Genomic DNA, 13480 nt, shown 5'->3' with positions numbered 1-13480 from the left:
TTGATCGGAACTGATCACACCTCTGCGATCCGAGGTGGCCATGACCAGTCGGCGCAATCATTCGGCCCCAAAGTCACGATCGTATTCGCATCCAGTTCCTGTGCCAAAACGTTTCGGCGAACCATCCACTCGGATTTCAGAATGCCCACAACAACCATATCCTGAAACTCGCCTTCAGCGAACCACGCTTGACGCATCGTCCCTTCAATCTGGAATCCTATCTTGGCAACAAGATCACGGCTGTGATGATTGTCCTCACGATAATAAGACGTTATGCGGTTCAGCCCCAGCTGTCGAAATGCCAGATCCAGCACCAAAGCGGATGCCCGAAGCCCGACGCCGGATCTGCGCATTGCCTTGTTGACGAAAACTGCAACCACTGCATCGCGATTGATGTTCGAGATAGACTCGAGCCCGGCCAGCCCAACGGCCTCACCTGCGGACGACTCGACGATAAACCAACATTTGCGGCTGGCATCAGAAGACGTAAATGAATCTTTCCAAAATTCTTCGGCATGCGATGTATTGAGGGGCACGCGCGTCGTACGATCGAAACGCGCAAGGTCTTCAACGTCCTGAAACCAACTCAGAACGGACTCCAGATCTGCCCTTTCCATCGGACGCAACCTGAACGTGTTTTGTGAATTGTTGCTCACGATAAATAGTACCTTTGAAAGAAATCAGTAAAATCTGCTCGGACACTAGCACAAAAAAAAAGAAATTACGAAATGAGAATACAGTATCTCTGCCCTCTGTTGAATGCACCACAAGATTTGAGTTTTTGATGCAGTGGGGCGATAAGTGTGCTGCCCGGTCAAATGCAACGGAATTTCCCATCCACATCTCTGTTTGTAAATGATGGCCCCGGATGCTCTGAGCAAAGGGAATACCATCAATGAAGTTACTGCGGTTCCGTCCCAAGGGCGCGGAAAAGCCCGGTCTTCTGGATGCCAAGGGCGCAATTCGTGATTTGTCGGGTGTGATTGGTGATCTCACAGGCGAGTCGCTTGGCGATGAGGCCCTGGACCGATTGCGCATGTGGGATACAGCAAGCCTGCCGCTGGTGGACGGCCATCCGCGGATTGGCGCTTGCGTCGGTCAGGTCGGCAAGTTTGTCTGCATAGGTCTGAACTACGCCGATCACGCGGCCGAAAGTGGGATGGAATTGCCGCAGGAACCGGTGATCTTTTTCAAGGCGACGTCAGCCATCATTGGCCCCAACGACACGGTTGAAATCCCTCGTGGCTCAGTCAAAACCGATTGGGAGGTGGAACTGGGTGTGGTGATCGGGAAAGAGGCCAAATACGTCTCGGAATCCGAAGCCTTGAACCATGTCGCCGGCTATTGCGTCATCAACGACATATCAGAGCGCGATTTCCAACTGCACCGTTCGGGCCAGTGGGTCAAAGGCAAATCCGCCGACACGTTCGGCCCTATAGGTCCATGGCTTGTGACACGGGATGAGGTGCCCAATCCGCAGGACCTGCCGATGTATCTTGAGGTGAACGGGCAACGGTTTCAGGATGGTTCGACCAGTACGATGCATTTCAGCGTGGCGACTTTAATCTCTCATCTGTCGCAGTTCATGTCGCTACAGCCGGGAGATGTGATTTCGACTGGCACGCCTCCGGGTGTGGGCATGGGGCAAAACCCGCCCACCTATCTAAAACCTGGCGACAGGATGGAGTTGGGCATCAAAGGCTTGGGCGTGCAACGGCAGAACGTTGTGCAGGGTTAAGCCGCCTGTTTGTGCAATTTTCCCTGCAACAGACAGAGGGCCGAAAAGTTACTCGGGCCATGGCAGTGAATAGGTTTTGACGTTGGTGAAGAATTTCATCGCCTCGATCACGCCTTCCTTGACGCCGTTGCCGCTGTCCTTGATGCCGCCAAAGGGGGACATTTCGATCCGGTAGCCGGGCTGTTCCCAGATGTTGCACGTGCCGACGTTCAAACCGTTGATGTAGGAAATCGCCCGGTTCAGATCGTTAGTGCAAACACCGGCCGACAAACCAAATGCGGTTCCATTTGAGATCTGCATGACTTGCACATCATCATCTGGAACACGAACGATCGGCACGATTGGACCAAATGTCTCTTCCATCACCAACTCGCTGCCGTGGGGCACCTTGTCGACGACGATCGGTGGCAACAGTGCACCGTCGCGGCCGGGGTGATAGAGGATTTCTGCGCCCTCTTGCGCAGCCTTCAGGACACGGTTTTCGAACAACTCGGCGACTTGTGCGTGGATAACGCAACCCAATTGCGTTTCTGGGTCCTGAGGGTCACCAAACCGGATTGCTTTTGCCTTTTCCAGAACAAGTGGCACAAATCTATCTGCCACGCTTTCCTGAACCAGAATGCGTTTGATCGCGGTGCAGCGTTGCCCCGAATTACCTGTGGCCCCAGCCACAGCTATACTGGCGGCCTTGTCCAGATCGGCGTCATTCAGATCGTTCAACACGATCAGGGGGTCGTTGCCGCCCAATTCCAGTGCCTGTCGTTTGTAACCTGCCTTGGACGCGATCATCTTGCCCACCGGCACACCGCCCGTGAAGGTGATTATGTCGATGTTTTCATTGGTGATCATCTCATCGCCTATGTCCTGCGGCCAGCCAGTCACGACCTGAAACATTTCGGGCGGCAGCCCTGCCTCGTGCAATATGTCCGCCAGCGTCAGGGCCGTCAGTGGGGTCAGCTCGGTCGGTTTGCAGACCATGCAGTTATTGGTGGCAATGGACGGCGCAATCTTGTGGCTGACCATGTTCAGAGGGTGATTGAACGGAGTAATTGCGCTGATGGTCCTGACCGGCTCGCGTTTGGTGAAAATCTTGCGCGCCTTGCCGTTGTGGGTCAGATCACACGAGAAAACCTCACCATCGTCCTTCAGGGCCTCGGAGGCGGCGAACTGAAAAACGTCCTGCGCGCGCTTGGTTTCATAGATCGAGTGTTGATGGCAGATGCCAAGCTCAAGCGTCAGCCATTTTGCGAGGTATTCGCGTCTTTCACCAATCAAAACGCCAGCACGCCGTAAAATCTCGCTACGTTCATAACGCGTCAGTTTGGGCGTGTAATTTGCGGCAATTTCAAAAGCTTTGCGTACAAGTTCAGAAGTGCCCACAGGGACGGTACCAATAGTCTCGTTCGTATAGGGGTAGTGGACCGAGATTTTAGCATCGGTAAAGACAATCTCGCCGCCAATTCGCATGCCTTCATTGCGGATACCGGATGTGTTCATGATATCGTCCATGATTAATGGGCCGCCGCTGTGGTGGCAAAAAGCAGTGCTTCAAAATTGCGCAATTGATGGCGCTGCGGAGTGTCGATCACGCGACTGACGATGAAGGGAATACCCCGATCGGTCAATCCATCGTGGCAGCGTAAGTCGGCCGCCAGCGCGGCCAGATCATGACAGTTCGGGGAAGTACCCGCGCAGGTATTCTCAACCGGTACATTCAGGATTGAATAGACCTTCTGTCGGGCTGTGATCGGGATTTGCATCATCGTCTTCGTAGCCTTGGGTTAAGTGCGCCCGTTCTAGTGCCAACTATAGATCACAGAATTGCAAAATTTCCGCGTTGGGTCGAAAGCCAGAGCAATCCACTGTGGCAGTCCAGAGCTGGATTGCACCTCGGTATCCAAGTCCCACCAACGGTCTTAGTTGCCACTTTCGTGCGACCACGATCTGCGGAAGTTATGCGGCGAAACATTGTACCGGCCTCGGAAATGAACTGAAAGCCTGTCCGTGCTGGAAAACCCGGATGCAAAGGCAATCTCGGATACGCTGAGGTCGGTTTCATTCAATAGGGCGAAGGCGCGATCCAGCCTGAGGTTGTTGTAATATTGGCCGGGCGACATCTTTGTGTATTGCTGGAACAGCCGTTCCATGTGGCGTCTGGACAGTGACGCCTGATCCGCCACCGCCTCAAGGCTGAGCGGCGATTCAATGTTGTCCCGCATTATTTGGACAGCTTCGACCAGCTTGCCGTTGCGCGTCCCCAAAAGGGCCGAGACGGGCGAAACCTGATTGCTGCCACTTTCACCGACCCGCCGATGCAGACACATCTCGGACACGTTGATGGCCAGGGCGTTGCCGAACAATTCCTCGATCACTTCCAGCATCATATCGGTGCTGGCGTGCCCTCCCCCGCAAGTGCGCAGCTTGCCGTCAATCTCGTACAGGCTCTGGGTTGGTGTCATTGTCGGAAAATACTCGCAAAACCCGGGGCGATTTTCCCAATGAACGGTGAACTTTCTGTCGCCGATCAGGCCTGCTTTGGCCAAGGCAAATGCCCCGGTGCAGATACCGCCAAAATCACATCCATGTGCCTTTTGCCGACGGATCCAATTCAGAACCCGGGTGTCAAACGAGGCCATCGGCTCAGTGCCGGAACACACGAAAGTATAGGCCCCCTGCTCCAGATCGTGCATGGGTTGGTCGGCTTGAATGCGGATTCCGTTCGAACACGTGACCGGTGCGCCATCTGCGGACAGGACGTACCATTCGAACAATTGCTTTCGTGCCAGTTGGTTTGAAATACGCAAGGGTTCAATCGCTGCGCTAAACGCCAACATCGTGGTATTAGGCAGCAACAGGAAATGAAAGGCCTTGGGTGGTCCATCATAGGGAACGTCGACGGAAATCGCCCCCTTGGGCAGGAAACGTTGGCTGTCCACTACACCCCTCCTTCGCGTTCGAATACCGCATCGTCGCTGGCCTGCTGAAACGCTCGAGCAACTTTAAGTTATCAATAGATGTAAGACCCTTGGAAATCGAACGCTCATTTTGTATTTTGGATACAACTTACACCGACCGAGACCACTCTTATGCCCAGAACCCGCGCGATCGCACGTCAAAGTCTTCCAGAAGTCATCACAAATGATCTGCGGGAACGTATCCTAAGCGGAGAGATGGCCGAAGGTGAAACCATCCGGCAAGAGGCCCTTGCCGAGGATTATGATGTTTCGCGCATGCCGATCCGCGAAGCTCTGAAACGGCTGGATGCCGAAGGCCTTGTGCAGCTGACTAACAACCGAGGTGCATCGGTGACCTCGCATTCGCTTTCGGAAATTGGCGAGATTTTCGACCTTCGGGTTCTTTTGGAGGTCGACTTGTTTAAACGGGCCATTCCGCAGATGACGGAAGCTGATTTCGCCAGATGCGATAAGCTGCTCGATGACATGGAAAGGTCTTACGAAGCTTATAATGTCGGGCGGTGGGGCAGCCTGAATTATGAATACCACAAAGCCCTTTATGCGGCTGCTGATCGTGGGCTAACCAATGAGATCCTGCAAAGGGTTAATCTGCAATCGGACCGCTATGTCCGTATGCATCTGAGCGTCATGGAACAGCGTGAGCCCGCCAAGCAAGATCACCGACAGCTTTTGTCGCTGGCACGCAAACGTCAGGTTGACGCAGCAGGTGAACTGCTGACCAAGCATATTCAACGGACCAAGGATCAGTTGTTGGCGATGGTTATAAAGACACGGAAAGGCGACGCTAGCTGAAGGTCCCCCATCCCTACCTCAGTGGATGCAGGCACGCCACTTTGTGGTCTGTCCCGCTCAGTTCTGGCGGCGCGGCGCGGCATTCTTCGGTTGCAAGCCAGCACCGTTGTGCAAAGGCACAGCCTTTGGGGATATTCATCGGGGACGGAAGCTCGCCTTCCAGTTTGATCCGATCCTTCCGCGCGTCGGGATCTGCGCGAGGTGTTGTCGACAAAAGAGCCTTGGAATAAGGATGTCGAGGGGCAGCAAACAGCTTTTCTTTCGGTGCCTTCTCAACCGCGCGGCCCAAATACATGACAATTACGTCGTCGGCAAAGTGCTTTACCACCGACAAATCATGCGAAATGAACAGATAGGCAAGGTTCAGACGTTCCTGCAATTCGACCAGCAGGTTCAGAATTTGCGACTGGATCGAGACGTCCAGCGCTGAAACCGGCTCATCCAGCACCAGCACCTTGGGGTTCAGCATCAGGGCGCGGGCGATTGCAATCCGCTGCCGCTGCCCGCCCGAAAACATGTGCGGGTAGCGGTCGTAATGTTCGGGGCGCAAACCCACGAGGTCGATCATTTCACGCGCGCGCGCCTCGCGGTCGGCTGCGGACATCTCGCGGCGGTTAATTATCAATGGTTCTTGCAGGATTTGACCGATCCGTTGGCGTGGGTTGAGCGAGCCGTAGGGATCCTGAAACACAATCTGCACAGTTTCACGCATCTGGGCCCATTTCGATGGAGATATTTCAACGCCATCGATGGTCAGACTACCCGAGGTCGGTTCTTCGATCATCGTCACCACCCTTGCGAGGGTGGACTTCCCACAACCGGACTCTCCTACGATCGCCAACGTTTTGCCCGGCCGCAGTTCGAAGTCCACGCCAGACAAGGCCTTTACCGTTGCGGCCTTCGACAACAACCCGCCTTTTACGGTATAAAACCTGGCCAATTCACTGGCCTGAACGATGGGGGCGGTCATGCCAGCTCTCCGGTTGTTATCTTTTCAACGTAATGGCAACGCGCCTTGCCGAATTCCGCACTGTGCGGGGTTGGGGGCAACGATCGGCACAGATCATCTGCATATTGGCATCTGGGGCTGAACAGACATCCTTTTGGCCGGTCAAACTGCCCTGGAACGACGCCGGGAATGGTCGGTAGCATCTTAGACGTTGCCCGCTCCGGAAGCGCGTTGAGCAACGCAGTTGTGTAGGGGTGACGCGGGGTGCGGAACAGGTCTTTGACTGCCTGCTCCTCGACCTTTTGGCCAGCATATTGGACTTGAACCCGCTCGGCGGTCTCGGCGACAACACCCATATCATGAGTGATAAGGACCAAACCCATGCCCTGTTCGTCCCGAAGGTGAACCAACAGATCAAGGATTTGCGCCTGAATTGTAACGTCCAGTGCTGTTGTCGGCTCGTCCGCGATCAACAGCTTGGGTTTGCAGGCGATGGCCATCGCAATCATCACCCTCTGGTTCATGCCGCCGGACATCTGATGCGGAAACGTGTTCAGGCGGCTTTCGGGTGCGGGGATTCCGACCTGATCAAACAGTTCAATAGCGCGTTGGTGGCGGTCCTTTCGGTTCAGGCCTAGGTGGATGCGCAAGGCCTCCTTGATCTGGAAGCCAACCGTAAAGCAAGGATTCAGCGATGACATCGGTTCCTGAAAAATCATGGCAATGTCTTTGCCGATGATCTTGCGACGGTCACGGGCCGAGATTTTGGTCAGGTCAATGCCTTCAAAGCTTAGTTGGTCGGCCGTAATCGTGGCCGTCCAGGGCAGAAGACCCATCAATGCCAGCATCGACACCGATTTGCCCGAGCCGCTTTCGCCGACGATGGCCATTAATTCGCCCTTGTCGACAGACAGATCAACGCCATCTACTGCCCGGAACTGACCCGAAGCGGTTGCGAATTCGACGGTGAGGTTTCGGATATCCAACAGGCTCATGTCGTCAGCTCCGCTTTAGCTTAGGGTCCAGCGCGTCGCGCAGACCGTCGCCCATCAGGTTGATTGCCAGCACAGTGACCAAGATGGCCAAACCGGGGAACGTCACCACCCACCATGCGCGCAGAATAAACTCACGCGCTTCGGCCAGCATGGTGCCCCATTCCGGCGTGGGCGGCTGCGCCCCCATGCCCAGAAAACCAAGGGCTGCGGCATCCAGAATGGCGGTCGAGAACGACAGTGCGGCCTGAACGATGATCGGGGCCAGACAATTTGGCAGCACGGTCTTGAACATGAGCCGGGCCTTGCTGGCACCGGCAACGCGGGCAGAGGTCACATAATCCTTTTGCCGCTCTGCCAACACAGATGCCCGGGTCAAACGCACGTAATGCGGTTGAAACACAATGGCGATGGCGATCATTGCGTTGGTCAACGAGGGACCAAGGATGGCAACGAGAACCAGCGCAAGCAGCAGTGAGGGGAAGGACAGGATGATATCCATCACCCGCATGATCATTGTATCGACCCATTTTGGCGCGAAACCCGACAGCAGGCCAACAATCACCCCGCCCGTCACGGCGACACAGACCACCACGATGCCGACAAAGAAGGAATAGCGTGAGCCCATGATCAGCCGCGATAGCATATCTCTACCCAACGGATCGGTGCCCAACGGGAAGGCCCAACTGCCGCCCTCTTGCCACGCAGGAGGCTGCAGAATGTGATTGCGGAACTGTTCTGTCGGGTCGTAAGGCGCCAACAAAGGTGCAAAGGCCGCACAGAAGACAAAAGCGGCAAAGACCCAAAGGCCCATCACCGCGCCGCGGTTTTCGCTGAAGTAATACCAGAACTCACGCAGAGCGCTGGGGCGGTCTTCGGTTTTGGGTTGGGTCGCGGACAATTCAGCCATCACCGCCTCCGGATTTTGGGGTTGATGACGCCGTAAAGGACATCGACCAGCAGGTTCACTAACATGACGATCACGGCGATCATCAGCAGCCCGCCCTGTACCACCGGGTAGTCTCGGCGGAAGATGCTGTCGACCATCCACTTGCCGATACCGGGCCAGCTAAAGATTGTCTCGGTCAGGATCGCCCCGGCCAGCAATGTGCCGACTGACAGGCCGATCACTGTAATCACCGGGATCAGCGCATTGCGCAGCGCATGCAGACCATTGATCCGTGCGGGGGCGAGCCCCTTTGCCCGGGCCGTGCGGATGTAATCTTCACCCAACACTTCCAACATGGCCGAACGGGTCTGGCGCGCAATTACGGCCAATGGGATCGTGCCTAAGACTATGGTCGGCAGGATCAGATGGCGTACAGCCGATCCAAACGCCCCCTCCTGCCCGGACAGCAGACTGTCGATCAACATGAAGCCTGTGACACTTGGAAAGTAGTACAGCAAGTCGATCCGGCCTGAGACAGGCGTCCAACCAAGGTTGCCGGAAAACACGATGATCAACAACAGCGCCCACCAGAAGATCGGCATGGAATACCCGATCAGCGCGGACGACATCAGCGCCCGGTCGAAGAATTTGCCCCGATTCACAGCGGCAATAACGCCCGCAGGCAGCCCCAAAGCTACTGCAAAAATCATGGCGCAGATCGACAATTCCAGCGTGGCCGGAAACAGGGCAAAGAATTCGTCCCAAACCGGCTTCTTGGTGACAAAGCTCTCGCCCAGATCACCATGCAACACGCCAACCAGATAGTCCCAGTATTGCTGCAGAACAGGTTTGTCGAAGCCCAGCTTCTCGACCATCTCCTGATAGCGTTCTTTGGACATTCCGCGTTCACCGGCCATGACGATGATCGGATCGCCTGGAAGCACCCGAATGAACATGAACGAGATCAGTGTTACGCCCAGAAATGTCGGAACGAACATGCCGAGGCGGGTAAGGAAATAGCCAAACATCAGCGCCCTATGATTGTTAGTTCTTTGGGAAAGCTGGTCAACGACCGGCAACCGTCTTTGGTCACCAGTACGTCATCTTCGATCCGAACGCCGAAATTGTCCAGGTCATAGAGGCCCGGCTCGTTTGTCCAAACCATGCCCGCGTGCATGATCTGGCCGTTGCCACGCATGATGTAGGGCGCTTCGTGCACATCGCGGCCCAGCCCGTGACCAGTCTTGGTGCGGATACGATCTGCATAGGGCGAGGCCTCGAGCACGCTGGTCACCGCGTCGTCGATATCGTGGGCGGTTACTCCGGGTCTGCAAACTTCGAACCCGACCAGATTGGCACGCAAAACCGTGTCGTAGACCGCCCTGCCCTCATCCGAGGCTTCGACGACAAAAAAGGTGCGTGTGATGTCGGCGGCAAACCCGTGTTTGCGTGCGCCGAAATCGAACAGCAGCGCGTCGCCTGCTTTGATCTGATAATCCGCGCGCGCTTTACCATGCGGTTGAGCCGAGTTTCCTCCGGCTGTCACGATAGGTGAAAAGGCCAGCGACGCGGCACCTTCTGCGAACAGCGCCTGGATCAAGGCTTGTTCAATCTGTACTTCTGTCTGACCCACACGAACATCCGCAATGACCCGCTCTAGCGCTCGTTCCGAGATATCAATCGCGGCTTGCAGCGCTGCAATGTCATCGTCCGTCTTGATGATGCGCAGACCGGAAATCTCGCGTTCCGCGTCCACGATCCGCAGCTCAGGCAAGGCACGGGTAAAGGCCTTGGAGACAAAGACCCGCATCACCTGCCCTTCGACCGCGAGAGATCGCAGCGGCATATGTTTAGCCAGTGCCGCGAAGGCGTCGTCATAGCCCGTCTGGTCGCGCCAGTCGAAGACAGCGCCGTCAAATCCGACCAGCGCCCATGAGCCCATTTCCAGGTTCGGCACAATCGCGGCTGGTTCACCCATGGCCGGGATCACGACCACAAAGGGCCGCTCGTGGCTCATAAAGGGTTTTCCCAAAGCTCGGGTAAAATTCGGGCCGGGCACCAGTGCCACGGCATCTACTGACATGCCCTTTGCCAGTTGTTGGTACTCGGACAAATCCGGCATTCGCGCCGACCTCCCAATAAAGAAAACCGGAGCCGCCAATTGGGCAGCTCCGGTCGTTGAGTGGTGGTTTATTCGACGCTCACACCGTAGAAGATGTGGCCGCCCAGCGGGTGCACTTTATAGCCCTGAACCTTATTGCTCATCGGCATATACACGACCGAGTGCGCAATGGTTGCCCACGGGGCCTGCTCTTTGAAGATGACCTGGGCATCTTCATACAGCTTGGTGCGTTCAGCCTGATCCGTGGACTGTTTGGCCTTCAGGATCAGATCTTCGAACGGCTCATGGCACCATTGTGCTCGGTTCGACGCTTCGCGACCGTCACAACCCAGTAGGACCGCCAGGAAGTTGTCTGGGTCGCCATTGTCACCGGTCCAACCCAGCAGAACGGCACCGTCACGGTCCAGATCTTTCGAACGCGACAGGTACTCACCCCATTCGTAAGACACGATCTCGACGTCCACGCCAACCTTCGCGAAATCCGCCTGGATCAGTTCAGCCATACGGCGCGCATTCGGGTTGTACGGACGCTGTACCGGCATTGCCCATACCTTCATCGACAGGTCGGAAACACCTTCGGCTTCCAGCATTGCCTTGGCCGCTTCTGGATCATAGGCATCGTCGGTGATCGCGTCGTTATAGCCCCACATGGTCGGCGGGATCGGGTTCTTTGCAACTTGGCCCGAGCCCTGGAACACCACGTCGATGATCGCGTTCTTGTCGATTGCCATGTTCAACGCCTTGCGGACGTTCGGGTTGTCGAAGGGCGCCATTGTGGTGTTATAGGCCAGGTAGCCAACGTTGAGGCCTTCCTGCTCCAACATGTTGATGTCGGCATCATCCTGCATTGCCTGAATGTCAGCCGGGTTCGGATACGGCATGATGTGACATTCGCCTGCCTTCAGCTTCTGATAGCGCACGGATGCGTCCGGAGTGATCGCAAAGATCAGATTTTCAACATCCGCCGGGTCTTTCCAGTAGTCGGCATTCTGGGCGTACCGGATTACGGCGTCCTTTTGATAAGCCAAGAACGAGAACGGGCCGGTGCCGATGGGTGCGGTGTTCAGCTTTTCAGGTGTTCCGGCTTCCATCATCGCATCTGCATATTCTGCAGACAGTATCGAAGCGAAATCCATCGCCATGTTGGCAACAAACGGCGCCTCAGGCTTGGTCAGAGTAAATTTGACGGTGTAGTCGTCGACCTTTTCAATGGACTCGACCAGATCGGGCATTCCCATACCCTTGAAGTATTCCCACGTACCGCCTGACACCTGATTATAGGGATGGCTGTCATCCTTTTGGCGCATGAACGAGAAGATCACGTCATCCGCGTTGAAATCGCGGGTCGGTGTGAACTCGTCATTCGAATGGAACTTCACGCCCTGACGCAGCTTGAACGTGTACTCCAGGCCATCATCACTGGCTTCGACGCTTTCGGCCAGACCGGGGATAACGTTGGTTGTGCCGGTTTCGAATTCCAGCAGGCGGTTGTAGATCGGGTGCGATGAGGCGTCAAAGGTAGTTCCGGCCGTAAAAAGCGCCGGGTCAAATCCTTCGGGTGAACCTTCTGAACAATAAACCAGCGTGTTGGCCTGCGCGGCCGCGCTGGACAGGGCAATTGCCGCTGTTGCAGCTAAAAATTTAAGTTTCATGATTGTCTCCCAGAAAAATTTTCAATCGGCTTTCGCGTTGCTTTTGTTGTCCAAGCAATTCCAGACGACTCTCATCGCCACGAAATTTGTGCCCAATGTATCCAAAATACAAAATCCATTGTCAACTCACTTTGATAGCTCTTGCACAGCTTGACCAAATGCAAAGGAAGCGGCCGAAAGACTGCCCTGCATCATTGCGTTGCATGATCAAAAGGATCGACGGGTATTTATTGCGAGAATGTTGGGGTCACACCAACCGGTGGCCGGTCCTGAATATATGCACCGACACGGTTCAGCACGGGGCTTCTGGGGCATCCCGGGCGGGTCGCGGCCCCAAGGTTGCGTAGGTTTCCCGGGCCCTCAAACGGAACAAAACACAAGGGCCATTTGTCCCGCTTGAATTGCTCGGCAGCCAGGGCCGACACAATTGTACAATCATCAGAATGACAGATGTGCCGACAGATCGTTTCAAACCTCAGCGCGCTCAGATCAAACCGCTTTGCGACCCGGATCGCAGGATCAGCTTTGGGCAAACGGTCCTCAAGCTCATAGCCGAAACTGTGAGGAAGCCGGATAAAGTCATGCGAGGGAACGTCCTCAGGTGCTATTGAGGTCAGCATACACAGCGGATGCCCCTCGCGCATGGCCAGAAACAGGGGTTCGGACCAAATCGACGTGAAAGCCAAAGCGTCACTGTTGTTGACCTGAGCCACCAGCGCCATGTCCAGCTGATGGTCTTCAACCATCTGCAACATGTTCTGTGGAAGATCCTCAATCATTGTCACGCGCATACGCGGAAAAATATTGCTGAACATCTCTGAAAAATACTGCGTCAGGTACGGTGCAAGCGTTGGCGTCATGCCAATCCGATATGCAACGGCCTCGGGGTCGCGAAATTGGGTGGCGGAATCGCGGATCTTTTGCGCATCTGCCAGAATGGATTCAGCGACACTCAGGATGCTCTGACCAAACGCGGTTGGCCGCACTTCGTTGTTCAGCCGCAGGAACAGTTCAACACCCAGTTCCTGTTCCAGCTTCTTGATCTGGTTCGACAGAGCAGGTTGCGAAACGTTGCACGCAACCGCCGCCTGGCTGAACTGGCCATGCTTCGCGATGGCAAGCACGTATTCCAAATCTCTGAAATTCATCCGCCCAATCTCTCTGCGGTCATACAAAAGACGGCACTGGACCGTTCCCTTCTCTAACGTAAAGCGGGGCAAGGTGCATGAAATACAGATCAATTTCGCTGACAAAACTGTTAACCAGCGCATTCGAATAGAACGTCATGCGGGACAATTGTGACGTAACGTGTTGATTTATATAAGTTGAACTTCCCAGACGCTCACGAAAACCGTGATTATTAGCATTGGT

At 55.3% G+C, this 13480-nt stretch carries 13 protein-coding genes; 2 read left to right on the top strand and 11 right to left on the bottom strand.

Annotation, left to right across the window (positions count from 1 at the left end; all coding sequences use genetic code 11):
• Window positions 1–14 precede the first annotated feature (14 nt).
• Window positions 15–617, bottom strand: a complete 603-nt coding sequence (locus AC2FJF_RS20435; RefSeq protein ID WP_496726949.1) for a GNAT family N-acetyltransferase — start codon at window positions 615–617, stop codon at window positions 15–17.
• A 278-nt stretch (window positions 618–895) separates the two neighbouring features.
• On the opposite strand from AC2FJF_RS20435, the gene AC2FJF_RS20430 reads away from it, so the two are divergent.
• Window positions 896–1738, top strand: a complete 843-nt coding sequence (locus tag AC2FJF_RS20430) for a fumarylacetoacetate hydrolase family protein (RefSeq protein ID WP_496726948.1) — start codon at window positions 896–898, stop codon at window positions 1736–1738.
• A 48-nt stretch (window positions 1739–1786) separates the two neighbouring features.
• Here AC2FJF_RS20430 and phnY read toward each other — a convergent pair whose 3' ends face one another.
• From phnY to AC2FJF_RS20415, 3 genes are all read right to left on the bottom strand, one after another.
• Window positions 1787–3247 carry a phosphonoacetaldehyde dehydrogenase gene (gene phnY, locus AC2FJF_RS20425; protein ID WP_496726947.1) on the bottom strand — a complete coding sequence of 487 codons (1461 nt, stop codon included), beginning with the start codon at window positions 3245–3247 and terminating at the stop codon, window positions 1787–1789.
• 2 nt (window positions 3248–3249) lie between these two features.
• Entirely contained in the window at window positions 3250–3498 is a 249-nt protein-coding gene (locus tag AC2FJF_RS20420; protein ID WP_496726946.1) for a hypothetical protein, read from the bottom strand.
• Window positions 3499–3654: 156 nt separating this feature from the next.
• Window positions 3655–4674 carry a GlxA family transcriptional regulator gene (locus AC2FJF_RS20415; protein ID WP_496726945.1) on the bottom strand — a complete coding sequence of 340 codons (1020 nt, stop codon included), beginning with the start codon at window positions 4672–4674 and terminating at the stop codon, window positions 3655–3657.
• Between the two features lie 150 nt (window positions 4675–4824).
• On the opposite strand from AC2FJF_RS20415, the gene AC2FJF_RS20410 reads away from it, so the two are divergent.
• A complete protein-coding gene (locus tag AC2FJF_RS20410) occupies window positions 4825–5505 on the top strand; it encodes a GntR family transcriptional regulator (protein WP_496726944.1) in 681 nt (226 codons plus the stop codon).
• Window positions 5506–5518: 13 nt separating this feature from the next.
• Here the strand turns inward: AC2FJF_RS20410 and AC2FJF_RS20405 are convergent, their stop codons facing one another.
• From AC2FJF_RS20405 to AC2FJF_RS20375, 7 genes are all read right to left on the bottom strand, one after another.
• Window positions 5519–6475 carry an ABC transporter ATP-binding protein gene (locus AC2FJF_RS20405; protein ID WP_496726943.1) on the bottom strand — a complete coding sequence of 319 codons (957 nt, stop codon included), beginning with the start codon at window positions 6473–6475 and terminating at the stop codon, window positions 5519–5521.
• Complete coding sequence (locus AC2FJF_RS20400) at window positions 6472–7449, bottom strand: ABC transporter ATP-binding protein (protein WP_496726942.1); 978 nt, start codon at window positions 7447–7449, stop codon at window positions 6472–6474. Before AC2FJF_RS20400 ends, AC2FJF_RS20405 begins: the two co-directional genes overlap by 4 nt.
• 4 nt (window positions 7450–7453) lie before the next feature.
• A complete protein-coding gene (locus AC2FJF_RS20395) occupies window positions 7454–8356 on the bottom strand; it encodes an ABC transporter permease subunit (protein WP_496726941.1) in 903 nt (300 codons plus the stop codon).
• Window positions 8356–9363 (bottom strand): ABC transporter permease subunit, encoded by a 1008-nt coding sequence (locus tag AC2FJF_RS20390; protein WP_496726940.1) that lies wholly within the window; start codon window positions 9361–9363, stop codon window positions 8356–8358. The genes AC2FJF_RS20395 and AC2FJF_RS20390 overlap by 1 nt, the downstream gene beginning before the upstream one ends.
• A complete protein-coding gene (locus AC2FJF_RS20385) occupies window positions 9363–10457 on the bottom strand; it encodes a M24 family metallopeptidase (protein WP_496726939.1) in 1095 nt (364 codons plus the stop codon). The genes AC2FJF_RS20390 and AC2FJF_RS20385 overlap by 1 nt, the downstream gene beginning before the upstream one ends.
• Window positions 10458–10525: 68 nt before the next feature.
• Window positions 10526–12109, bottom strand: coding sequence for an ABC transporter substrate-binding protein (locus tag AC2FJF_RS20380; protein ID WP_282152074.1), 1584 nt, complete (start codon window positions 12107–12109; stop codon window positions 10526–10528).
• Window positions 12110–12336: 227 nt separating this feature from the next.
• Entirely contained in the window at window positions 12337–13257 is a 921-nt protein-coding gene (locus tag AC2FJF_RS20375; RefSeq protein ID WP_496726938.1) for a LysR family transcriptional regulator, read from the bottom strand.
• Window positions 13258–13480: the final 223 nt, after the last annotated feature.

Source organism: Ruegeria sp. CDSB013 (assembly GCF_059611165.1).
This window is presented reverse-complemented; position numbering and strand designations above follow the sequence as displayed.

Coding starts and splice junctions, on each gene's coding strand:
- AC2FJF_RS20435 (WP_496726949.1), bottom strand. CDS start 617: ATGGAAAGGGCAGATCTGGAGTCCGTTCTGAGTTGGTTTCAGGACGTT.
- AC2FJF_RS20430 (WP_496726948.1), top strand. CDS start 896: ATGAAGTTACTGCGGTTCCGTCCCAAGGGCGCGGAAAAGCCCGGTCTT.
- phnY (WP_496726947.1), bottom strand. CDS start 3,247: ATGGACGATATCATGAACACATCCGGTATCCGCAATGAAGGCATGCGA.
- AC2FJF_RS20420 (WP_496726946.1), bottom strand. CDS start 3,498: ATGCAAATCCCGATCACAGCCCGACAGAAGGTCTATTCAATCCTGAAT.
- AC2FJF_RS20410 (WP_496726944.1), top strand. CDS start 4,825: ATGCCCAGAACCCGCGCGATCGCACGTCAAAGTCTTCCAGAAGTCATC.
- AC2FJF_RS20405 (WP_496726943.1), bottom strand. CDS start 6,475: ATGACCGCCCCCATCGTTCAGGCCAGTGAATTGGCCAGGTTTTATACC.
- AC2FJF_RS20400 (WP_496726942.1), bottom strand. CDS start 7,449: ATGAGCCTGTTGGATATCCGAAACCTCACCGTCGAATTCGCAACCGCT.
- AC2FJF_RS20395 (WP_496726941.1), bottom strand. CDS start 8,356: ATGGCTGAATTGTCCGCGACCCAACCCAAAACCGAAGACCGCCCCAGC.
- AC2FJF_RS20390 (WP_496726940.1), bottom strand. CDS start 9,363: ATGTTTGGCTATTTCCTTACCCGCCTCGGCATGTTCGTTCCGACATTT.
- AC2FJF_RS20385 (WP_496726939.1), bottom strand. CDS start 10,457: ATGCCGGATTTGTCCGAGTACCAACAACTGGCAAAGGGCATGTCAGTA.
- AC2FJF_RS20380 (WP_282152074.1), bottom strand. CDS start 12,109: ATGAAACTTAAATTTTTAGCTGCAACAGCGGCAATTGCCCTGTCCAGC.
- AC2FJF_RS20375 (WP_496726938.1), bottom strand. CDS start 13,257: ATGAATTTCAGAGATTTGGAATACGTGCTTGCCATCGCGAAGCATGGC.